17 protein-coding genes are annotated in these 20888 nt (G+C 68.3%); 9 read left to right on the forward strand and 8 right to left on the reverse strand.

Annotated elements, in window-relative coordinates; translation table 11 throughout:
- Nucleotides 1-143 precede the first annotated feature (143 nt).
- On the forward strand, nt 144-1745 hold the full coding sequence (locus ACW4E8_RS18575) for a peptide chain release factor 3 (protein ID WP_456805856.1): 1602 nt from the start codon (nt 144-146) through the stop codon (nt 1743-1745).
- Nucleotides 1746-1835: 90 nt separating this feature from the next.
- Here ACW4E8_RS18575 and ACW4E8_RS18580 read toward each other — a convergent pair whose 3' ends face one another.
- Nucleotides 1836-4028 carry a TonB-dependent receptor family protein gene (locus ACW4E8_RS18580; RefSeq protein ID WP_456805857.1) on the reverse strand — a complete coding sequence of 731 codons (2193 nt, stop codon included), beginning with the start codon at nt 4026-4028 and terminating at the stop codon, nt 1836-1838.
- A 350-nt stretch (nt 4029-4378) separates the two neighbouring features.
- On the opposite strand from ACW4E8_RS18580, the gene ACW4E8_RS18585 reads away from it, so the two are divergent.
- Nucleotides 4379-5626 carry an MFS transporter gene (locus ACW4E8_RS18585; RefSeq protein ID WP_456805858.1) on the forward strand — a complete coding sequence of 416 codons (1248 nt, stop codon included), beginning with the start codon at nt 4379-4381 and terminating at the stop codon, nt 5624-5626.
- 428 nt (nt 5627-6054) lie between these two features.
- Here ACW4E8_RS18585 and edd read toward each other — a convergent pair whose 3' ends face one another.
- Entirely contained in the window at nt 6055-7902 is a 1848-nt protein-coding gene (gene edd, locus ACW4E8_RS18590) for a phosphogluconate dehydratase (protein ID WP_456805859.1), read from the reverse strand.
- A gap of 228 nt (nt 7903-8130) precedes the next feature.
- Here edd and zwf point away from each other — a divergent pair, with 228 nt between their 5' ends.
- Genes zwf through ACW4E8_RS18615 form a run of 5 tightly spaced genes read left to right on the forward strand, consistent with a single transcriptional unit; the run spans nt 8131 to nt 13394 of the window.
- Nucleotides 8131-9588, forward strand: coding sequence for a glucose-6-phosphate dehydrogenase (zwf, locus tag ACW4E8_RS18595; protein ID WP_456805860.1), 1458 nt, complete (start codon nt 8131-8133; stop codon nt 9586-9588).
- A 34-nt stretch (nt 9589-9622) separates the two neighbouring features.
- Nucleotides 9623-10303, forward strand: coding sequence for a 6-phosphogluconolactonase (gene pgl, locus ACW4E8_RS18600; protein ID WP_456805861.1), 681 nt, complete (start codon nt 9623-9625; stop codon nt 10301-10303).
- A 36-nt stretch (nt 10304-10339) separates the two neighbouring features.
- The gene (gene glk, locus ACW4E8_RS18605) at nt 10340-11353 is read left to right on the forward strand and encodes a glucokinase (protein ID WP_456805862.1); all 1014 of its coding nucleotides are present in this window, start codon (nt 10340-10342) and stop codon (nt 11351-11353) included.
- A 2-nt stretch (nt 11354-11355) separates the two neighbouring features.
- Nucleotides 11356-12069 (forward strand): response regulator transcription factor, encoded by a 714-nt coding sequence (locus ACW4E8_RS18610; protein WP_456805863.1) that lies wholly within the window; start codon nt 11356-11358, stop codon nt 12067-12069.
- Complete coding sequence (locus tag ACW4E8_RS18615; RefSeq protein ID WP_456805864.1) at nt 12069-13394, forward strand: sensor histidine kinase; 1326 nt, start codon at nt 12069-12071, stop codon at nt 13392-13394. Before ACW4E8_RS18610 ends, ACW4E8_RS18615 begins: the two co-directional genes overlap by 1 nt.
- 6 nt (nt 13395-13400) lie before the next feature.
- Here ACW4E8_RS18615 and ACW4E8_RS18620 read toward each other — a convergent pair whose 3' ends face one another.
- The 3 genes from ACW4E8_RS18620 to ACW4E8_RS18630 all read right to left on the reverse strand — a co-directional run bounded on the left by ACW4E8_RS18620 (nt 13401) and on the right by ACW4E8_RS18630 (nt 15676).
- Nucleotides 13401-13961, reverse strand: a complete 561-nt coding sequence (locus ACW4E8_RS18620) for a hypothetical protein (RefSeq protein WP_456805865.1) — start codon at nt 13959-13961, stop codon at nt 13401-13403.
- Nucleotides 13962-13971: 10 nt separating this feature from the next.
- Nucleotides 13972-14550: a ComF family protein gene (locus tag ACW4E8_RS18625; protein ID WP_456805866.1), complete on the reverse strand. Its 579-nt coding sequence runs from the start codon at nt 14548-14550 to the stop codon at nt 13972-13974.
- 190 nt (nt 14551-14740) lie between these two features.
- Nucleotides 14741-15676, reverse strand: a complete 936-nt coding sequence (locus ACW4E8_RS18630) for a 2-hydroxyacid dehydrogenase (RefSeq protein WP_456805867.1) — start codon at nt 15674-15676, stop codon at nt 14741-14743.
- Nucleotides 15677-16063: 387 nt separating this feature from the next.
- On the opposite strand from ACW4E8_RS18630, the gene ACW4E8_RS18635 reads away from it, so the two are divergent.
- Entirely contained in the window at nt 16064-16519 is a 456-nt protein-coding gene (locus ACW4E8_RS18635) for a YccF domain-containing protein (protein WP_456805868.1), read from the forward strand.
- 4 nt (nt 16520-16523) lie between these two features.
- Here the strand turns inward: ACW4E8_RS18635 and ACW4E8_RS18640 are convergent, their stop codons facing one another.
- The 3 genes from ACW4E8_RS18640 to ACW4E8_RS18650 are packed head-to-tail and all read right to left on the reverse strand — an operon-like array spanning nt 16524 to nt 18890.
- Nucleotides 16524-16994 (reverse strand): MarR family winged helix-turn-helix transcriptional regulator, encoded by a 471-nt coding sequence (locus tag ACW4E8_RS18640; RefSeq protein WP_456805869.1) that lies wholly within the window; start codon nt 16992-16994, stop codon nt 16524-16526.
- 44 nt (nt 16995-17038) lie between these two features.
- On the reverse strand, nt 17039-17218 hold the full coding sequence (locus ACW4E8_RS18645) for a hypothetical protein (protein ID WP_456805870.1): 180 nt from the start codon (nt 17216-17218) through the stop codon (nt 17039-17041).
- A complete protein-coding gene (locus tag ACW4E8_RS18650) occupies nt 17208-18890 on the reverse strand; it encodes an FAD-dependent oxidoreductase (RefSeq protein ID WP_456805871.1) in 1683 nt (560 codons plus the stop codon). Before ACW4E8_RS18650 ends, ACW4E8_RS18645 begins: the two co-directional genes overlap by 11 nt.
- Nucleotides 18891-19084: 194 nt before the next feature.
- Between ACW4E8_RS18650 and ACW4E8_RS18655 the strand changes: the two genes are divergently transcribed.
- Nucleotides 19085-20872 carry an OPT/YSL family transporter gene (locus ACW4E8_RS18655; RefSeq protein WP_456805872.1) on the forward strand — a complete coding sequence of 596 codons (1788 nt, stop codon included), beginning with the start codon at nt 19085-19087 and terminating at the stop codon, nt 20870-20872.
- Nucleotides 20873-20888: the final 16 nt, after the last annotated feature.

Raw genomic sequence — 20888 nt, forward strand, 5'->3', positions numbered from 1 at the left:
GCGGTGCGCAAAACCGGTAAAATAGCGCCCCATTCCCTTCGCGTGCCCGCAGAGCCCGGCCCCGCCATCGCCTGCGGGCGCTGCCGGCCCTGGCCCGGCCGCCCGCCGGGCCATCCAATATTTCCCAGTCAAACTCCGCTGCCGTGAGCTCGCTCGTTTCTGAAATTGCGCGTCGACGCACCTTTGCCATCATCTCCCACCCCGATGCGGGCAAGACCACCCTGACCGAAAAGCTGCTGTGGTTCGGCGGCGCCATCCAGGTCGCGGGCGAAGTGCGCGCGCGCAAGGCCGACCGCCACGCCACCTCGGACTGGATGGAGCTGGAAAAGCAGCGCGGCATTTCGGTGACCTCGTCGGTGATGCAGTTCCCCTACCGCCGGGGGACCGCCGATGGCAAGGCGCAGGAGAACATCGTCAACCTGCTCGACACCCCGGGCCACGAGGACTTCTCTGAAGACACCTACCGCACGCTGACCGCGGTGGACTCCGCGGTGATGGTGATCGACTCGGTCAACGGCGTGGAAGCGCAGACCATCAAGCTGCTCAACGTCTGCCGCCTGCGCGACACGCCCATCCTCACCTTCATCAACAAGCTCGACCGCGAAGGCCGTTCGCCGATCGAGCTGCTCGACGAGATCGAGGAGGTGCTGCAGATCCAGTGCGCGCCGATGACCTGGCCGATCGGCATGGGCAAGGCCTTCCGCGGCGTGTACCACCTGATCGACGACAAGGTGCAGCTGTTCGATCCGCACGGCGAGAAGGGCACGGCCGCGATCCTGGACGGGCTGGACAACCCGGAGCTGGACCGCATCCTGGGCAGCCAGGCCGAAGAGCTGCGCATCGAGATCGAGCTGGTGCGCGGTGCCTCGCACACCTTCGACAAGGATGCGTTCCTCAACGGCAAGCAGACCCCGGTCTACTTTGGTTCGGCCATCAACAACTTCGGCGTGCAGTCGCTGCTGGATGCGCTGTGCGAGCTGTCGCCGCCGCCGCTGGCGCGCAACACGGATTCGCGCGTGGTCGAACCGCAGGAGCCCAAGTTCACCGGCTTCGTCTTCAAGATCCAGGCCAATATGGACCCGCGCCACCGCGACCGCATTGCCTTCGTGCGCGTGTGCTCGGGCCGTTTCGAGCGCGGCATGAAGCTGCTGCACGTGTCCGCCGGCAAGACCGTGGCGATCAACAACGCCATCACCTTCATGGCGCAGGACCGCAACACCACAGAAGAAGCCTATGCCGGCGACATCATCGGCGTACCCAACCACGGCACCATCCGCCTGGGCGATGTCTTCACCGAGGGCGAGCCGCTCAAGTTCACCGGCATCCCGTCGTTCGCGCCGGAGTTCTTCCGCCGCGCGCGCCTGAACAACCCGCTCAAGGTCAAGCAGCTGCAGAAGGGATTGCAGCAGCTGGCCGAGGAGGGCGCCACGCAGATGTTCCGCCCGCTCGCCTCTAACGACCTGGTGCTGGGCGCGGTCGGTATCCTGCAGTTCGATGTGGTCGCGCACCGGCTCGAGCATGAGTACGGCGTCGATGCCATTTTCGAATCGCATGAATGCGCGACCGCGCGCTGGCTCAAGGGCGCGCCCGCGGAGATCGAGAAGCTGATCGCCAAGGCGGGGCATAACGTGGCGCTCGATGGCGCGGGCGACCATGTCTATCTGGCGCCGAGCATGGTGAACCTGCGCCTGACACAGGAGCGGTTCCCGGAGCTGCAGTTCCTGGAGACGCGCGAGATCGTTTAACGATCCCATCGCTGAAAATGCAAAACGGGTCGCCATGGCGACCCGTTTTGCATTCCTGAGGGGTGGGGGGCGGTGGCGCTAAACAGCGCCTCAATACGCCAGCGACGCCTGGATATAGAACGTCCGCGGCATCCCCACATACTTGCCCGCATTGTTGTCCGTCGAGCGCGTGAAATAGCGCTTGTCGAACACGTTCTTCACCCCAACCGCCACCTTCAGATTCTGCGCCGACTTGCCGAAGTCATAGCCCAGCCGCATGTTCAGCAGCGCATAACCCGGGATATCGCCCAGCGCACCGTTTGCGCTTTCCGCCGTCTGGTAGTTGGTCGACGTGCTCGGATCGCCCGGCGAATGCTGCTTCGACTGGGCAAAGCCATCGACATTGAGCGCCCAGCGGTTGCGCGCATAGCGCATGCCTACGGTGGCCACGTGGCGCGAATAGAACGGCAGGTCGCGCCCAGCGAAGTTGCCCTGGTTGTAGGTAGCTTCGGTGAAGGTGTAGGTCGCGTACGCCGACAGGCCGGCCAGCGACTTGTCGAGCGCGCCGAAGTCATAGCGCAGCGATGATTCCACGCCGCGGTGGGTGGTGGCGCCGAGGTTGGTCCACGCATCCGGCGCGCCGCCGGTGCCGCCGCGCAGTTGCAGCTCGTCGTCGAAGTCGATATTGAACAGCGTCAGCTCGCCGCCCCAGCCGTTGGCGTTGAAGTGCGTGCCGACCTCATACGTCTTGGCCTTCTCGGGCGTCAGGCCATTGGTGGTCTGCGCGATCTGGAAATACTGCAGCGGGCCGAACGAGACGCCGGCATTGGCGAACAGCTTCCACTGGTCGCTGACGTGGTACATCACCGCCAGCGACGGCAGCGGCTCGTTGGACGAGACGTCGTTGCGCGCGCCGGTGAAGTTGTCGGTCACGTACGACCGGATGAACTCGTAGCGCAGGCCCGGCGTGATGGTCCAGCTGCCGACGTTGATGGTGTCGTCGATATAGACCGCGTTGGCGGTGGTGCCGCCCGTGCGCGACTGGTACACCGGCGACGGCAGCGTGGTGGGGTCGATGGTGCCCGGGGTGTAGAACAGCGTGCGCGATGCCTTTTCGTCGCTGGCTTCGCGCAGGAAGCGGTAGCCGACGCTGACCTCGTGGCTCATGCTCTCGCCGCGGAACAGCTGCGAGTAGCGCGGCTCGATCGCGAACGTATGGTAGTTGCGCGGGGCCGCGGTCAGGCGGCGCAGGTTGGCCTGCGCGCCGGTGCCTTGCTGCTCGATATTGCTGCCGCGGAAGCTGTCGGTGTAGTACGTCAGCACCTCGAACTTGCGGTTGTTGTCGTTGTGGCTGTACTTCAGGCTGAAGTCGCTGCGGCGGCCGTCGAAATTGTCGTAGGGCCGCACCGACTGGAACGGGTCGGCCGCATACTGGGCCGAAGTCAGGCCGCCGGGCATGCCGGCCCTGCCCTCGTAGTAGTGGAAGGCCGCGCTCAGTTCATCGGTCTTCGAGATCCGGTACGCGCCCTTGAGCATCAGGTCGTCGATATTGACGTGGTCGTTGCTCTCGCGATAGCCGTTGCCATGGATGCCCGAGTACAGCAGCGCGCCGCCCAGGCCGTTGTCGTTGGTGCCGCCAATGAATGCGGTCGGGTTGGTCTTGACGCTGCCGCCATGGCTGTAGATGTCAGTCGATACCGATGCATCGGCCGCAAAGAGCTTCGGGATCGGGCGCGTCACGAAGTTGATGATGCCGCCCACGTTCTGCGGGCCGTAGCGCACCGAGCCGGCGCCGCGCACCACGTCGATGGTCTCGAGGTTGCCCAGCGACAGCGGCGCCATCGACAGCTGCGGCTGGCCGTAGGGCGCCACCGCCAGCGGCACGCCGTCCATCAGGATGGTCGAGCGCGGCGACAGGCGCGAGGCCAGCCCGCGCACGCCCACGTTGAGCGATACATCGCTGCCGCCGGTGCCGTTGCTCTCCTGTACCTGCACGCCCGGAATGCGGCGCAGCACCTCGCGCACATTGTTGGCGCCGGCTTCCTGGAAGGTCTCGCGGTCGACGATGGTACGCGCGCCGGGATGCTCCAGCACCTTGGCCTCGTTGGCGTTTTCCAGCCAGTTGCCGACCACGGTGACGGCGTTCAGCGTGGCTTCGGGGTTGGCGGCCGGCGCGGAGGCAGGTGCGGCGGCGGGTGCTGCAGCCGGTGCAGGATCAGCGGCGTGGGCCGGCAGGCCGGCAAGCTGGGCGAACAGCAGGGCGGCGCCGATGGCACCCCCGGAAAGGCGGAAAGCGGGCTGCAAGATGAGATTCCTGAAAAGCAGCGCGTTCCGCAGCCAGGGAGGGACGTCGTGGGCGGCCGCGCCAATGGGCCGCGATTATAAATACGAGTGATTCTCAGAAGCGAGACGGCCAGCACCCGGCGCCGGGCATTGTGGTTTCTGTGCATCAATGTGCAGACATTCGGACATCAAAAAAGAGATGAATTACCGACATTATTTCCGGCGGGTGTGCGCGTGTGGGCATCTGTACGCAGGTATTCAGCAGGCGCTTTAGAATCTTGCCTTTGTGCACTGCAAAGGCTGGCGTGGCGTCCTCAACGGCACGGCGGCGCTGGGCGGTGCGCAGCCATCTCCGCCTCCCTCCCGCATCCATGTCTTCCCCTGCCACCGTCCCGGCCGCCGCGCCGGACAGCGTCTTCGGCGACGCCGTTTTCCGCCGTTACTGGTTCGCACGCCTGTGCACCACGATTGGCTACCAGATCTTTACGGTGGCGGTCGGCTGGCAGATGTATGACCTGACCCGCGACCCGCTGATGCTCGGCATGGTCGGGCTGGTGCAGTTCCTGCCGTCGGTGGTGCTGATCCTGATGTCGGGGCACGTGGCCGACCGTTTCGACCGGCGCCGCATCGTGCGCACCTGCCAGGCGATCGAGGCGCTGCTGGCCGCCGGCATGGCGGTGGCCAGCCTGACCGGCTGGATCGACAGCCATCACATCTTTGTCTTCGTCGCGCTGATCGGCGCCACGCGCGCGTTCGAGACCCCCACGCTGCAGGCGCTGCTGCCCAGCGTGGTGACGCCGCGCCAGCTGCCGCGCGCGGTGGCGCTGGCCAGTTCCGCCGGGCAGGCCGCCATTATCATCGGCCCGGCCATCGGTGGCTTTGCCTACGTGGCCGGGCCGGGCGTGGTCTACGGGCTGAGTGCCACGCTCTTTGCCATTGCCGCCGTGCTGGTAAGCGGCATCACGCTGCGCCAGGCCGCGCAGCGCCTGACCGCGCCGGTCAGCGTGCGCACGGTGTTTGCCGGGTTTGCCTATATCCGCAGCCGCCCGGTGCTGCTGGGCGCGATTTCGCTGGACCTGTTCGCGGTGCTGCTGGGCGGCGCCGTGGCGCTGCTGCCGATCTACGCGCGCGACATCCTGCACACCGGGCCGTGGGGCCTGGGGCTGCTGCGTTCGTCGCCGGCAGTCGGCGCGCTGGTGATGGCGCTGTGGCTGGCGCGCCATCCGCTGAACCGGCGCGCCGGGCGCATCATGTTCGGCGCGGTGGCGCTGTTCGGGGTGGCTACCGTGGTGTTCGGCGTATCGACCTGGCTACCGTTGTCGATGGTGGCGCTGGTGGTGCTGGGGGCCTCGGACATGATCAGCGTGGTGGTGCGCTCCACGCTGGTCCAGCTCGACACCCCGGACGACATGCGCGGGCGCGTGGGCGCCGTCAATTCGGTGTTTATCGGCGCCTCGAACCAGCTGGGCGAGTTCGAGTCCGGCGTCACCGCGGCATTGCTGGGCCCGGTGGGCGCGGTGATCCTGGGCGGCGTCGGCACGCTGCTGGTGGTGGCGCTGTGGATGCGGTTCTTTCCTGCGCTGGCCTCGCGCGACCGGCTGCACGATCATCCGGCCTGACCCGTTTGCCGAGGCACGGCAGGCAGGGAGCGTACCCGTTTCTGCGTCCCTGCCGATGCCCGGACGGCGGTATTTCCGATACCCCTTCGCCAACTTTCGTCGCTGAAAGTTGCGCCGCACAGGTGGCCAGCCGCGCCGGCACGCATCCGCACCCCGCGATCGCGGGAAACCAAATCCCGCATTGCTTTCCCCCTTCGCTGTGTTGTCGTGCCGGCCATTGTCTGTGATCGTCAGGCATCATGCAGTCAACGCGCGACAATCTGGCCGGCGAGAAGTTTTCGCCAGTCGCCTGCGCACGCTCAGACAGCCTGCTGCCGCACGCAGAAACGGGTACGCAGCACCGCTCATCTCCTCGATAACGGGTGCCTGCGCGTGCCCAACGGCAAGCTGGTGGGGAAGCAACATCACCAACCTGGGCCAGGCGCGGCTCACGCGTCCGCCATGGGCCCCCCGCCTTCGTCGGAGAAGAGCGTGCAGGCGCCGCTTTCAGCGGTGCTCACATTACAGCGGAAGGTCGCGAACAAGTCGCGGCCTACGCCGTGCCGGTTGGCGCCCAGGTCCGGCCGCGCCGGCTCGCGCGCCTGCCATTCGTCGTCCGGCACCCGTACGTCAAGGATCCCGGCAGGCGCGTCCACCAGCATCATGTCGCCGGTGCGCACGCGCGCGATCGCGCCGCCGCGCAGCGCTTCGGGGCAGACGTGGATCGCCGCCGGCACCTTGCCCGACGCGCCCGACATGCGCCCGTCAGTCACCAGCGCCACATGGAAGCCGCGGTCCTGCAGCACCGTCAGCGTGGGCGTGAGCTTGTGCAGCTCGGGCATGCCGCACGAGGCCGGGCCCTGCCACGGCAGCACCGCGACAAAGTCGCGCTCCAGTTCGCCGCGCTTGAATGCGTGCAGCACATCGTCCTGGTGCTCGAACACGATCGCCGGTGCCTCCACCACCTGGTGCTCGGCCTTGACCGCCGAGGTCTTGATCACCGCGCGGCCCATCTTGCCGTCCAGCACCTTGATGCCGCCGTCCGGGGCAAAGGGCGCGTCGGCGCCGCGCACGATGCTGTCATCGAGCGGCGCGGCCGGGCCGTCGATCCACGTCAGCTTGCCGTCGCGCAGCACGGGTTCGCGCGTGTAATCCTGCAGCCCGCGGCCGACGATGGTGGTCACGTCGTCATGCACCAGGCCCAGCGACAGCAGCCCGCGGATCACCACGGGCAGCCCGCCGGCGGCCTGGAACTGGTTCACGTCGGCCTTGCCGTTCGGGTACACGCGCGCCAGCAGCGGCACCACGGCCGAGAGCTCGTCAAAGTCGTCCCAGCCCAGCACGATGCCGGCCACGCGCGCCATCGCGATCAGGTGCAGCGTGTGGTTGGTGGAGCCGCCGGTGGCCAGCAGCCCGACGATGCCGTTGACGAAGGCGCGCTCGTCCAGCACCTCGGCCACCGGCGTATAGCGCTCGCCGCCGTGCACCAGCTTCAGCGCCTGGCGCGCGGCCTCGCGCGTGAGCGCCTCGCGCAGCGGTGTGTTGGGGTTGACGAAGGCCGTGCCCGGCAGGTGCAGCCCCATCATTTCCATCAGCATCTGGTTGGAATTGGCGGTGCCGTAGAAGGTGCAGGTGCCGGGGCCGTGGTAGGAGCGGGTCTCGGCCTCGAGCAGTTCCTTGCGGCCGATCTTGCCTTCGGCGTAGAGCTGGCGCGTGTGCGCCTTTTCGTCGTTGCTGATGCCGGTGGTCATCGGCCCGCCCGGCACGAAGACGGCCGGCAGGTGGCCGAACGACAGCGCGCCCATCACCAGCCCGGGCACGATCTTGTCGCACACGCCCAGGTACAGCGCGGCATCGAACATCTGGTGCGACAGCGCGACCGCCGTGGCCAGCGCAATCACATCGCGCGAGAACAGCGACAGGTCCATGCCGTCCTGGCCCTGCGTGACGCCGTCGCACATCGCGGGCGTGCCGCCGGCAAACTGCGCGGTGCCGCCGGCCTCGAGCGCCGCTTCCTTGAGCCACTGGGGGAAAGCCGCCAGCGGCTGGTGCGCCGACAGCATGTCGTTGTAGGCCGAGACGATCGCCAGGTTGGGCCGCTCGTCGGCCTTCAGCCGGATCTTCGCGGCGTCCGGCATGGCAGCCACCGCATGGGCCAGGTTGGTACAGGAAAGCTGCGCGCGTTCGACCTTCTGCCCGGCCATGGCGCGGGTACGGTCAAGGTACGCCTGGCGCGAGGCGGCGCTGCGGGAGACGATGCGGGCGGTGACCCGCTCGAGCACTGGATGACGTGGCATGGGGTTCTCCTGCGGGGGAGCTTTCAGCCTAGCGCACTTTGCCGCGTACCGCACGGTGCCCTGACCGGTGCACGCAGAAACGGGTACGCTTTGGGCCCGGGCCATGCATTTGCCGCGGCATGTGCCGCGGCCTGCGCCTCGCCAAGCGGGGGCGAGTCACGTAAACTTGCCACCATGCAAACCCGCCCATGGCGGGTCCTCAACCGCACAAGGAGTCCCAGGGTGAGCATGCCTGATTTCGATATGGTGCTGTTCGGCGGCACCGGCGACCTGGCGCGGCGCAAGCTGCTGCCTTCCCTGTTTGATGCGCACCACGCGGGCCTGCTGCATCCGGCCGCGCGCATCCTCGCCACCGGCAGCCAGCCGCTCTCGACCGCGGACTACCTCGCCTCGCTGGAGCAGACCGTGCGCCCCGGGCTGGCCCATGCGCCGCCCGAGTCATGGGACAAGTTCTGCGCGCGCATTGTCTACGTGCAGGCCGACGCACGCGTGCCCGCGCATTTCGATGCGCTGGCAGAGCAGGTGCTGGCACGCAAGCCTGAAGTGGTGGTGTGCTATCTCGCCACCGCGCCGCACCTGTTCGTGTCGATCTGCGAGCAGCTGGCACGCACCGGCCTGAATACGCGCCAGGCGCCCAACGTGCGCATCGTGCTGGAAAAACCGCTGGGGCATGATCTCGAATCCAACGAGGCGATCAACTCCGCAGTGGCGAAGTACTTCGCCGAAGAGCAGATCTACCGCATCGACCATTACCTCGGCAAGGAGTCGGTGCAGAACCTGATGGCGATCCGCTTCGGCAACGCGCTGTTCGAGCCGCTGTGGCGGCGCGAGTGGGTGCAGGACGTGCAGATCACCATCGCCGAAGAGCTGGGCGTGGAAACGCGCGGCGACTTCTACGACCGCACCGGCGCGCTGCGCGACATGGTGCAGAACCACTTGCTGCAGCTCTTGTGCATGGTGGCGATGGAGCCGCCGGCCAGCCTCAGCGAAGATGCCATCCGCGACGAGAAGATCAAGATCCTGAAGGCGCTCAGACCGATCACGCCGCAGGACGTGGCCGAGAAGACCGTGCGCGGCCAGTACCGCTCCGGTGCCATCGGCGGCAAGCCGGTGCCGGGCTACCTGGAAGAAGCGGGCATCGCGCCCGACAGCCGCACCGAGACCTTTGTCGCGATCAAGGCCGAGATTGCCAACTGGCGCTGGGAAGGCGTGCCGTTCTACCTGCGTACCGGCAAGCGCATGCAGTCTCGCGTGGCCGAGATCGTGATCCATTTCCGCGACGTGCCGCACGCGATCTTCCCGCGGCCGCTGACGCTGTCGCCGCAGAACCGGCTGGTGATCCAGCTGCAGCCGGAAGAAAGCATCCGCCTGTACTGCCTGGTCAAGCAGCCTGGCGACACGCTGGAGCTGACGCCGACCTCGCTCGACCTGGACTTTGCCAACTCGTTCAAGGTGCGCCGCGCCGGCGCCTACGAACGGCTGCTGCTCGACGTGATCCGCGGCCGGCTGGGCCTGTTCGTGCGCCGTGATGAACAAGTGCAGGCCTGGCGCTGGGTCGAACCCATCATCGACACCTGGGAGGCCAGCACCGTGCCGCCCAAGCCCTATACCGCCGGCACCTGGGGGCCGGCCGCGTCGTCGGCGCTGATGTCGCGCGACGGCGCGCTGTGGCACGAGGAAGCCTGAGCCATGCGCTCGCAGAATCGCAAAGGAAACCATCATGCGCCTGTTTGAACATCCCACCCCGATGGACCAGGCCGAGGCGCTGGCCATCTCCATCGGCAATGCGCTGGAGCTGGCCATCCGCGTCAAGGGCTGGGCGGTGCTGGCGGTCTCGGGCGGACGCTCGCCGGTGGCGATGTTCGAGCGGCTGCGCCACCGGCACGTGCGCTGGGAAGCGGTGACCATCACGCTGGTCGACGAGCGCGTGGTGGCGCCCGACCACGCGGACAGCAACGCCGCCCTGGTGCGCGCGCACCTGCTGCGCGAGGCCGCTGCCAGCGCCGCCTTCGTACCGCTGATTGCCGATGCGCAGGACGTTGCCGCACCCGCGCAGGCGGTGGCGCGCGCCAACAGCGCCTATCGCCAGCCCGACGTGGTGGTGCTGGGCATGGGCGAGGACGGCCATACCGCCTCGCTGTTCCCGGATGCGCCCGAACTGCAGAGCGCGCTGAGCGAGCCGCAGCCCGGCTACGTGATCACGCACCCGTCAGTCGCGCCCCATGCCCGCATCACGCTGAACCTGGCGGCGCTGCTGGCCGCCGAGCGCGTGTTCCTGTCAGTGTCCGGCGCAGCCAAGGCCGAGGTGCTCGAACGCGCGCTGCAGGGACCTGCGCCGTCGTTGCCGGTCAGCCTGGTGCTGTCCCGGCACCGGCACGGGTTTGACGTGTTCAAGACCTGACCGACCTGATTCCCAAGGGGAGCGATACCCGACGCCATGGCCACCACTGCATCCTCTTCCGCTGATTTCCCCCGCCTGCTCGGCGATGTGGGCGGCACCAACGTGCGCTTTGCGCTGGAAACCGCGCCCAGGCGGATCGGCCCGGTGACCGCGCTGAAGGTGGCCGATTTCCCGTCGCTCGAAGCGGCCCTGCGCCAATACCTCGACGGACTTGCCGCGTCGGGCAAGCCCGTGCCGCGCCACGCGGCGATCGGCCTGGCCAACCCGGTGACCGGCGACCAGGTCCGGCTGACCAACCACAACTGGTCGTTCTCGATCGACGGCATGCGGCGCGCGCTCGGGCTGCAGACCCTGGTGGCCATCAACGACTTCACCGCGCTGGCGCTGGCCCTGCCGCACCTGCCTGCCGACAGGCTGGTGCCCGTGCGTGCCGGCGCCGCGGTGCGCACCGCGCCGCTCGCGCTGGTCGGGCCGGGCACCGGGCTGGGCGTTTCCGGCCTGGTGCCGGCGCCGGGCGGACAAGTCGTGGCGCTGGCCGGCGAAGGCGGCCATATCGAGCTGATGCCCGACACTGACGACGAATGGGCCGCCTGGCGCGCCGCCCATCGCAGCGTCGGCCGGGTGTCGGCGGAGCGGCTCCTGTGCGGCAGCGGCCTGTCGCATATCCATGCCGCGCTGGCCGCAGAAACGGGTACGCTTTTGCTTGCGCCGCTGCTGCCGGAGCAAGTCACCACCGGCGCCTTCGAGCGCCACGACCCGCTGTGCCAGCGCGCCATGGCGGTGTTCTTCGGCCTGCTCGGCTCGGTTGCGGCCGACATCGCTCTGGTGCTGGGCGCACGTGGCGGGGTCTACCTGGGCGGCGGCATCGTGCCACGATTCGTGCCGGCGCTGCAGGCCTCGGCCTTTGCCGAGCGCTTTGTCGCCAAGGGTCGCATGCGCGGCTGGCTGGAGGCCGTGCCGGTCCATGTGATCACCGCCAGCCACCCCGCGCTGCCGGGACTGGCGCGCGCACTGGCCGAGCGGCTCGACGGCTCCGGCGGGAACGCATAGCCATGCGCGTGCTGCTGGTGGAAGACGACGCCATGATCGGCGACAGCGTCAAGCTGGCGCTGCGCCAGGAAGGCTTTACCGTTGACTGGGTGCGCGACGGCGACGCGGGCCTGGCCGCGGCCAGCACCGCGCAGGGCGGCCAGGCTTGCTATGACCTGATCCTGCTCGACCTCGGCCTGCCGCGGCGCCCGGGCCTCGACGTCCTGCGCACCTTGCGCGCGCGCGGCGTGCCGACGCCGGTGCTGATCCTGACCGCGCGCGATGCCGTCGCGGACCGTGTCGCGGGGCTCAATGCCGGCGCCGATGATTACCTGGTCAAGCCTTTTGACCTGCAGGAACTGGCGGCGCGCATGCACGCGCTGGCGCGCCGCGCCGCTGGGCGCGCCGAACCGCTGGTCACCTACGGCGACATTGTGCTCAATCCCGCCACGCGCGAAGCGACCCACCGCGGCGAGCCGGTGCGCCTGTCGGCGCGCGAGTTCGCGCTGCTGTCCGCGTTGATGGCGCGGCCCGGCAAGGTCTGGTCGGTGCCGCAGCTGCAGGAGCGGCTGTACGGCTGGGACGACGAAGTCGGCAGCAATACCGTCGAGGTCTATATCCACGCGCTGCGCAAGAAGTTCGGCGCGGCGCTGATCCGCAATATCCGCGGCGTGGGCTACGTGGTGCCGCGCCTCGACGGGGAAGCGTCGTCTGCAGGCGAAGGAGACACCCCCTGATGCGCTCCATCCAGCGAACCCTGCTGTGGTGGCTGGCCGCGGGCCTGCTTGCCGGCATCGCCGTTGCCACGGTGCTGATCTACGGGCAGGCGCGGCAGGAAGCCAATGCGCTGTTCGACTACCAGATGAAGCAGATGGCCGCGGCATTGCCCAGCCAGTTTGCCGACCCGGTGGCGCCGCCGTTTCTGGGCGCGCCCGGCGACCTGGCGCACGCCGACGAGGATGTGGTCATCCACATCTGGGACGGCTCCGGCCGCAGCCTGTACCTGTCGCATTCGCACCCGGCGCTGCCCGCGCGTGCGGAGCTGGGCTTTTCCAACGTGACCACGCAGCAGGGCGAATGGCGCCTGTACAGCATGCAGCTTGGGCCCACCGTGGTGCAGATCGCGCAGCCGATGAGCGCTCGGCGCACGTTGGCCGCTCGCATGGCGCTGCGCACCGTGGCGCCGCTGCTGTTGCTGCTGCCGTTGCTGGGATGGCTGGTGTGGATGGCAGTCGGGCGCGGCCTGCGCCCGCTGCGCGAAATCGCCACTGAGGTGCGCGCGCGCGACGCCAACACGCTGGCGCCGCTGGCCTTGCGCCAGATGCCGGACGAGATCGCTCCGCTGAGCGCGGCGCTGAACCAGCTGCTGGCGCGGCTCTCGCACGCCATCGACACCCAGCGCGCCTTCGTCGCCGACGCCGCGCACGCCCTGCGCACGCCGCTGGCCGCGCTGCAGCTGCAGGCACAGCTGGTGGAGCGCGCCGACAACGGCGCAGCGCGTGACGAAGCGATCGGCAAGCTGCGTCAGGGGCTGGAGCGGCTGACCCACCTGGTCACCCAGCTGTTGACGCTGGCACGGCAGGAGCCGGGCGCAGCCATGCCCCGGCACGAACCGGTGGAGCTGCACCAACTGGCCGCAAGCGTGGTCGCGGACATGGCGCAGGCCGCGCTGGATCGCAATATCGACCTTGGGCTGGACGGCAGCGAGGACACATCGCCGGCGGTGGTGCGTGGGGATGTGGATGCGTTGCGCATCCTGCTGACCAACCTGCTGGATAACGCGCTGGCTTATATCCCTGCCGGAAGCCGTATCGACGTGCTGGTGGGTCGCAGCGCTGATGGACGTGCGGTTGAACTGGTGGTCAGCGACAACGGGCCGGGGATCCCCGCTGAAGAGCGGGCGCGCGTGTTTGATCGCTTCTATCGGGTGGCGGATGCGCCGACCGGCGGCAGCGGGCTGGGGCTGGCTATCGTGGCGGAGATTGCCCAGTCGCATGGGGCGCGGGTGGTGCTGGAGGATGCGGGGCCGGGGTTGCGGGTTAGGGTGGTGTTTCCCGCTTAGCTGGGTTCAGCCAAACATTTCCGCCTGCTCGTGCCGCAACTGACTGATGCTGCTGCGCAAATGGAGCTTCTCTTCAGCCTTGCGCAATGCCGGGTCCGCCATGAACGAAAGCAGGAGCTCAAGCTGCTCGACGTCGCGTACGGTCAGGAAAGACTTGGTCTTGCTGACAAAGACGACGGTTGCCTTCCTGCGTCGCAGCAACTCCATGACGTTGCGCAGCGTGCCGGTGCTTCGCGCATCCCAGATCATCAGGCCGAAGTCGGCCGCCTTCGCCATCTCGACATCCTTCGCAGTAAAGAAGGCGCGGGAGCCGGGCGCTGCGTGCTTGACGTCGACACGAACCACCGGCCAGCGGCCTACGTTGTTTCGAGGTGTGTCCCCACTGCAGTAGACGATGGCCTCCGCCACACCTTTGCCGCAAAGGTAGGATTGGACGGAGCTGTCGGCGCCGTCCGCGTCCCCTACGATCACGGTGTGGTCGCCCTCGACGATGCTATCGATGCGCGCTTTGACCTTGGGGTCGAGCTGCTTGATACTGATCGAGCCGGCTACAAAGATCTTGCTCATCCATTGCACCTCACCATGTTACGGTCGCTACGTAAATGCTTGCGACTTTCGCGTAACCTCTCAAAACCCGACAGGCTTCCTCCAACGATGCGCCGGTGTCGTACCGGTCGTCGACGAGCAACACATTTCGGCGCTTTGATCCCGGTATTCCGTCGTGCAACATGATCCGCCCGGCCAGTACCGCCGCGCGCGCCGCTTTCGTTCCGATATCCTTTAGTGCTTGTCCTGTCGGCACCCTGGACAAGATACTGGAAAGGACTGGCCGGCGCACGCTTCTACCAAGCGCAGTCGCGATCTCCAGAACAGGCTGCCGGGGGCGTACTCTGGACGCCGGCATTGGAACAATGCAGCCCACGTGGGCGAGGCGGGGATAGATGCTTTCGGCGATTTGCAACGCAATGGATAGCGTCTGGCTCCAGTCCTGCCGGTACTTCAGCTGATAGAGCGCTTCACCAGCCGGGGAGCGCGTCGTATCGAACACTGGATGACCCCATTCATCGTCGCCGAGATAGGTGCTGATACGGGTATGCTTGTCGAGTGCAAAGCCACGGTCCCAGTTCCCGTGGAGCTCCCGCAGTTGCACATCCATCCCGTTCTCCGATTCGTCGCGTACAAGCCATGCTCGCGGGATCGACGGTTCAGAACTAGGGGCTGAGTCTGAAAGCGGAATGGAATTGCCCCGCTACTCGGTGTCAGTTTCCGATGCGGGATGCAGATTGAATCGATGGAGGCAACGCAAGGGTAGCGGTGGCGGATGGGGTAATCCGCCAGGCGATACTTCACCCCACCGGCGTCAACACCCCCTCCCCCGCAAAATGCCGCCGCGCATTCTCCAGGAACTGCGTCACGGACGCCGTGATGGCCTCCGGCGACCAGCCTGCCACATGCGGCGTCAGCACGACGTTAGGACAGTCGAACAACGCCACCGGCGGCGCCGGCTCGCTCTCATAGACATCCAGCCCCGCACCCCCCAGCTTGCCGGCACGCAGCGCTGAAGCCAGCGCCTCGGTATCCACCACGCTGCCGCGCGCGATATTGACGAGGAACCCGGCCGGCCCCAGCGCCGCCAGCACGCTTGCATCGACAAGGTGCCGCGTACCCGCCCCGCCCGGCGTGGCGATCACCAGGTAGTCCGCCCACGCGGCCAGCGCACCGATGCTGTCGAAGTACCGGTACCCCGCGTCCTCGCGCGGCTTGCGGTTGTGATAGCCGATCTCGAGGTCGAAGCCCTCGCCGCGCCGGGCAATGCGCCGGCCGATGGTGCCCAGCCCGACGATACCCAGCCGCTTGCCCGAGACATTGGGCCGCAGCGGCAGCGCGGTGCGCCAGGTGCCGGCGCGCGTGGCCGCGTCCAGCTGCGGCACGGCGCGCACGGTCGCCAGCAGCAGCGCGAAGGCGTGGTCGGCCACGCAGCTGTCGTTGGTGCCGGCGCCGTTGGCCACGGCGATGCCGCGTGCGCGGGCGTGGGCCACGGCGATGTTCTCGAAGCCCGCGCCCAGCGCGCACACCAGTTCCAGTGCCGGCATCGCGTCGATCTCCGCCGCGGTCAGGCCGGTCGAGCCGATGGTCAGTACCGCGCGGATGCGTTCGCCCTGCGTGGCGATCTGCGCGGCGCGGCCTTCGGCGTCTGGCGCGTAGAGGATCTCGAATCGTTCGGCAATGGCGTCGCGGTGGTGGGTAGCGACCTGGGTCAGGATCAGCAGCGTGGGCTTCATGGCGGGGACAGCGGAGTAGGCGGTGGAGTCGGAGAAGGGTGACAGCGTGTTGGATGCACCCGGAGTCCGTCACGCGGATAGCGGGCAGACGTCACATTCTAGCGCTGGGGCGTCGGGCTTGCCGAAGGCGACAGCACGCGCGGAGGCACGCAGAAACGGGTACGCTTTGCCTGCGGCAGCGGGGTTTGCGACCGGTCTTGCAGAGTGGAATATGCCTATAAACAAGGCTCGAACGCGTTTCCCGAAGGGCCGGCGGTGCCGTTCTGCCGGTCCCGGCGAGGCACGCAGAAACGGGTACGCTTTGCTGCCACGCCCCCTTCGCCGCCATGCCGCCACAACACCATTGCGTATCATGCGTGTTCTCTTCCTCACACGTGAAAGAACGGCATGCGCGCAATCGGCAACTTCCTCTGGTTCATCCTTGGCGGCGTGGTGATGGGCCTGGCCTGGTGGCTGGCCGGGCTGCTGGCCTTTATCTCGATCATCGGGATCCCCTGGGGCAAGGCCTGCTTCGTGATCGGCACTTTCACTTTCTTCCCGTTCGGCAAGCAGGCCATCAGCCGGCGCGAGCTGACCGGGCGCGACGATGTCGGCACCGGTGCGCTGGGGCTGGTCGGCAATGTGCTGTGGTTTGTCTTTGCCGGCGTGTGGCTGGCCATCGGCCACGTGATGGCGGCGGTCGCCAATTTCGTGACCATCATCGGCATCCCGTTTGCGATCCAGCACCTGAAGCTGGCCGGCATTGCGCTGGCGCCGATCGGCCAGACCGTGGTTACCAATGAAGTGGCCGACGCCGCGCGCCGCGATGGCGCACGCGTGCAGGTGGAAAATCTGCGCCGCTGAAGGATCAGGCGCCGGCGTCTTCGGCGCCTTCTTCGTCCTGCTGGCCGGCGTGCGCGACCAGCCGGTCGAGCAGGCTGCCCAGCAGCGCCTGTTCGGTGTCGCTCAGGCAGCCGAAGATCTCCGCATTGCGCTTGGCGATCATCGCAATCGCCTGCCGGTACAGCGGCTTGCCCTGCGCGGTCAGTGACAGCACCACGCCGCGCCCGTCGGCTTCGCTGGCCTCCTTGCTGACCAGCCCGCGCGCCACCAGTGCCTGCGCCGAGCGGCTGGCCTGGCCCTTGGTCAGGTTGGCGCCCTGCGCCAGCTCATTGACCGACAGCGGCGCAAAGGCGCCGATCGCCGCCAGGCAGCGGCCCTCGCTGAGCAGCAGGCCGCATTGCTCCAGGTAGGCGGCGGCGCTGTCCTTGTCGCTGAGCTTGTTGACCTGGTGCAGGCGGTAGGTCAGGAACTGGTCGAGGCGTGGCAGTGGCTTCATGGCGTGTCCTTGTCAGGCGTCGGCATTGTAGAGTCCTATGTTCGCTATTGCTGGCTGTGCGCCTCGGCTTCGCCGATCAGCGCGAGCACCGGCGCTAGCGCCTCCTGCCGGCTCATCAGGCCCAGGCACACCATTGCCAATAGCAGCGGGGTGCGCGCTTCGCCGGCACGGCCCATGGCCTCGCACAGGCGGGTGTAGGCGAGGTCGAGGTCTTCAGCTTGCATGGCGGGCTCCGGTTTGCATCAGGGGGGCGAGGGTGGCGCGCACGGCGTCCCATGACGGTTCGCGCCAGCGTGCCAGTACATAGCCATCGGGACGGATGAGGTAGAGCGTGCCGGGTCGTGCGCCGTAGCGGGCGTGGGCCTGGCCTGCGACGTCGGCCAGCGCCGCGGCGCCGGCCAGGTTGCCGCCGGTGACCACCACGTGTGCCTGCACGGCGTCCGGATGCGCGTGCGCGAATGCGGCCAGCGGTTCGGGCAGCGTGGGCGCATCGCTGAAGTACAGCAACGTGAACCGTTGCCCGAAGCATTGCGTGAGGTGCCCGACCTCGTCGGGGCCAGCCACGCGCATTTCCGGCGCGGGCATGCCGGGCGCGGCGCCAGGGCAGTCGTCGCCAAAGTCGCTGGGACCGTTCAGCGCCGAATCCGTATAGGCAATCGGCGCCGACTGCCGCGGATTGATCAGCGACCGCACCGCGGGCTGGTGCTGCGCCAGCCGCAACGTGGCCTCGCGCATCAGCCGGAAGGCGAAGTCGGGCGGTGCCATGAACTCGGTGCTCTTGGCGCCGTAGGCGATGTTCTGCCGCGTGGCATGCACGCGTTCGGTCGAATAGGAATCGAGCAGGCTGTCGGGCGCCTGGCCGCGCAGCACCCACGCCAGCTTCCAGGCGAGGTTGCCGGCATCGTCCAGCCCGGAGTTGAGCCCGCGCACGCCAAAGATCGGCACCAGGTGCGCGGCGTCGCCGGCAAACAGCACGCGGCCGTGGCGGTAGTCCTGCAAGGTCAGGCACTTGGCGTTGTAGATGGAGATCCACAGCGGCCGCCACGGCTCGGTCTCGCCGATCATGTCGAGGTGGCTCTGCACGCGCGGCAGCACGTTCTCCGGCTTGACGGCTTGGTCGGGGTCTTCGTCGTCGCGGATCTGGTAGTCGATGCGCCAGACATCGTCAGGCTGGCGGTGCATCAGGATGGTCGATCCGGGGTTGGAAGGCGGGTCGAACCAGGCCAGCCGCTCCACCTCGCGCCGCGTCTTCTGCACGATATCGACGATCACGTAGCGGCCTTCGTACTGGGTGCCTTCCATGCGCAGGCCCAGTTGCTCGCGCACGGTGCTGCGCCCGCCGTCGCAGGCCACCAGCCATTGCGCGTCGACCTGCACCACGCCTTCGCCTGTCTGGATCTCGGCCACGACGCCGCTGCCGTGCTGGCGCACTGCCTGCACGCGCGCGCCGAAGCGCACATCCGCTGGCGCGGCGCCGCGCAGCGCGGCGTCATGGGCGAAGGCCTCCAGGTAGTACTGCTGGATGTTGACCATCGGCGCAAAGCGCTCGCCGGGCTCGCTGGGCATGCGGAAATGCAGCACCTCGGCATCGCGGTAGTAGCTACGCCCGCCCACCCACGGCAGGCCGGTTTCGACGGTGGTGCGGTCCGCGCCCACCCAGCCGAGGATCTCCAGCGAACGCCGCGCCATGCAGATGGCCCGGCTGCCGGCGCAGTAGCCGTCGTCGGCTTCCACCACCAGCGCGGCAATGCCCTGGCGCGCCAGCAGCGCGGCCAGCGTCAGGCCGACCGGGCCGCCGCCGGCAATCAGTACCGGCACGCGCTGCGGCCATGGGCGCGATGACGAGGGCGGCGGTGCCGGTGGCACGGCCGCGTGGGGTGCGGTGGAGTCTGGCATGGCGGGGCTGTGGTGTCTCTGCGATGTAGTTGTGTACGCAACTATATCGACCAGATGGTTGCGTACGAAACTAGTGTAAACCCGGCCGGGCATCGGCCGTCCGGCGAAAGTTGGAGACAAGTCGCACATCGCCGCAGGGCGGCCTTGGCCTATGCTTCGCAAGAGGCACACTGCCTCAGCCCGCTCGCTGCGCCATGCCCACGCTCCCGACCGATGCCGCACCCCGCGCCACCTGGCTGCCCTCGCCGGGCAGCTGGCAGTACCACGTGCTGCTGGGCGCGGCAGGCATGCTGGTGCTGGGGCCGCTGGGCGGCATCGCTGCCGCGTATATGAATTTCTCGCTGGGCTTCTTTGTTGGCGGGCAGGTGCTGGCGGGCATCCTCGGCTCGGTGGTGACCGCCGGCTATGGCGCGCCCGGGCGCCACGGCGCCAACTACATCCAGACCGCGGCGGCGTCGGTGGCGGGCATGGGCGGCATGGCCGTGGTGCTGCAGGCGATGGCGTGGCTGGGCATGGCGCAGCCGCCGCTGTGGCAACTGGTGCTGTACATGCTGTGCATCGGCATGTTCGGGGTGGGTGTGGGCATGCTGTACACGCCATTGCTGGTGGACCGGATGCAGCTGACCTTTCCGTCGGGGCTGGCCGTGGCCAATATCCTGCGCGCCCTGACCGATCCGGCGCTGCTGCGGCGCTCGGTGGCGCGGCTTGGGGGCGGCACGGCGCTGGGCCTGGGCTGCGGCCTGGGCGCGGCGCGCGTGCCGTGGCTGGCGGTGCTGGACTTGTCGGCCGCAACCTTCGGCGCCGGGATGATTGTCGGCGCGCGCGTGGGCATTGCCGCGCTGGTGGGCGGGCTGGCGGGCTGGGCCATGACACCGTGGTTTGTCGCCGCGGGCTGGATGGCGCCTGGCGAGCCCTATCGCAAGGCCACCTTCCTGGTGGCGCTGGGCATGATCATGGGGGCGGCCGCCGTCGATGTGGCGTTGCTGCTTGCGCAGGCGTGCCGCCAGTGGCGTGCAGGGCGGAAGCAGCGGCACCCTGCGCCGCGGCGCGGGCCGGGCATGGGCTGGGTGGCGGCCTGGGCGCTGCTGTGGGGCGCGGCCACGGTGGCGGCGGGCGTGGCCTGGTTCGGCCAGCCGTTGGGCTTCCAGCTGATGGCGGTGCTGCTGGTGCTGGTGTTTGCCCTGGTCAACGGCATCTCGGTCGGCATGGTCGACCAGAACCCGATCTCGTCCGCCTTCGTGCTGTCCGTGATCCTGATGGCCGCCGCCGGGCTGCGCGCGCCCCATGTCGGGCTGATTGCCGCCACGGTCTTGCTGGTGGCCACGGCCGAGGCGAGCGACATGCAGCAGGACCGCTCCACCGGCTGGCGCCTGGGCAGCGACCGCATGGTGCAGTTCGGCTACCAGGTGGCGGGCATCGTCGTGGGTGCGCTGGTTGCGGTGGCGATGGCGCGGCTGTTCATGCATGCCTACCCGGTACTGGCGCTGGACCAGACCAGCCTGCCGGCCGACCAGCAGCCGGCGCGCTGGACCTCGGCCATGACATACAAGATCGTGGGCGTGCTGCACGGGCTGGCGCAAAGCCGTGCCGGCCAGCATGTGGCGGTGGCAACGGGTCTGGCGCTCGGCCTTGCCACCGCGGTATTGCGCAAGGCCATCCTCGGGCGGCCGGCGTGGCAGCGCTTTGCGCAAGCCAGCCGGCGCGGGCGGGTGGCGGATTTCCTGCTCGATGCGGTGATCCTGCCCTCGCCCTATGCGTCGTCATTCGGTGGCTTCGTCAACCTGGCGGCGGCCGGGTGGATGGCGGCCGGCGGCGTGGTGGCGGGCCTGGCCGCTGCCGTGGCCAGGCCCGCAAGGCCGGCCCGGGGTTTGCCGCAGGACATGAGCACCGCATCGCTGGTCGGTGGTGGCCTGATCGCGGGCGATGCGCTGGCGGCGCTGGCCATCGGCGTGGCGGGCCTGTTATCCGCTACATGGGGTTGAGGCCGGCTACGATTGT

Source organism: Cupriavidus sp. CP313, from assembly GCF_054072015.1.

Bases quoted from the DNA above. Each gene is read 5' to 3' on its own strand.
- ACW4E8_RS18640 (WP_456805869.1), bottom strand. From the start codon at position 16,994: ATGAAGCCACTGCCACGCCTCGACCAGTTCCTGACCTACCGCCTGCAC.
- pgl (WP_456805861.1), top strand. From the start codon at position 9,623: ATGCGCCTGTTTGAACATCCCACCCCGATGGACCAGGCCGAGGCGCTG.
- ACW4E8_RS18645 (WP_456805870.1), bottom strand. From the start codon at position 17,218: ATGCAAGCTGAAGACCTCGACCTCGCCTACACCCGCCTGTGCGAGGCC.
- ACW4E8_RS18650 (WP_456805871.1), bottom strand. From the start codon at position 18,890: ATGCCAGACTCCACCGCACCCCACGCGGCCGTGCCACCGGCACCGCCG.
- ACW4E8_RS18630 (WP_456805867.1), bottom strand. From the start codon at position 15,676: ATGAAGCCCACGCTGCTGATCCTGACCCAGGTCGCTACCCACCACCGC.
- zwf (WP_456805860.1), top strand. From the start codon at position 8,131: ATGCCTGATTTCGATATGGTGCTGTTCGGCGGCACCGGCGACCTGGCG.
- ACW4E8_RS18635 (WP_456805868.1), top strand. From the start codon at position 16,064: ATGCGCGCAATCGGCAACTTCCTCTGGTTCATCCTTGGCGGCGTGGTG.
- glk (WP_456805862.1), top strand. From the start codon at position 10,340: ATGGCCACCACTGCATCCTCTTCCGCTGATTTCCCCCGCCTGCTCGGC.
- ACW4E8_RS18655 (WP_456805872.1), top strand. From the start codon at position 19,085: ATGCCCACGCTCCCGACCGATGCCGCACCCCGCGCCACCTGGCTGCCC.
- ACW4E8_RS18615 (WP_456805864.1), top strand. From the start codon at position 12,069: ATGCGCTCCATCCAGCGAACCCTGCTGTGGTGGCTGGCCGCGGGCCTG.
- ACW4E8_RS18625 (WP_456805866.1), bottom strand. From the start codon at position 14,550: ATGGATGTGCAACTGCGGGAGCTCCACGGGAACTGGGACCGTGGCTTT.
- ACW4E8_RS18585 (WP_456805858.1), top strand. From the start codon at position 4,379: ATGTCTTCCCCTGCCACCGTCCCGGCCGCCGCGCCGGACAGCGTCTTC.
- ACW4E8_RS18620 (WP_456805865.1), bottom strand. From the start codon at position 13,961: ATGAGCAAGATCTTTGTAGCCGGCTCGATCAGTATCAAGCAGCTCGAC.
- ACW4E8_RS18610 (WP_456805863.1), top strand. From the start codon at position 11,356: ATGCGCGTGCTGCTGGTGGAAGACGACGCCATGATCGGCGACAGCGTC.
- edd (WP_456805859.1), bottom strand. From the start codon at position 7,902: ATGCCACGTCATCCAGTGCTCGAGCGGGTCACCGCCCGCATCGTCTCC.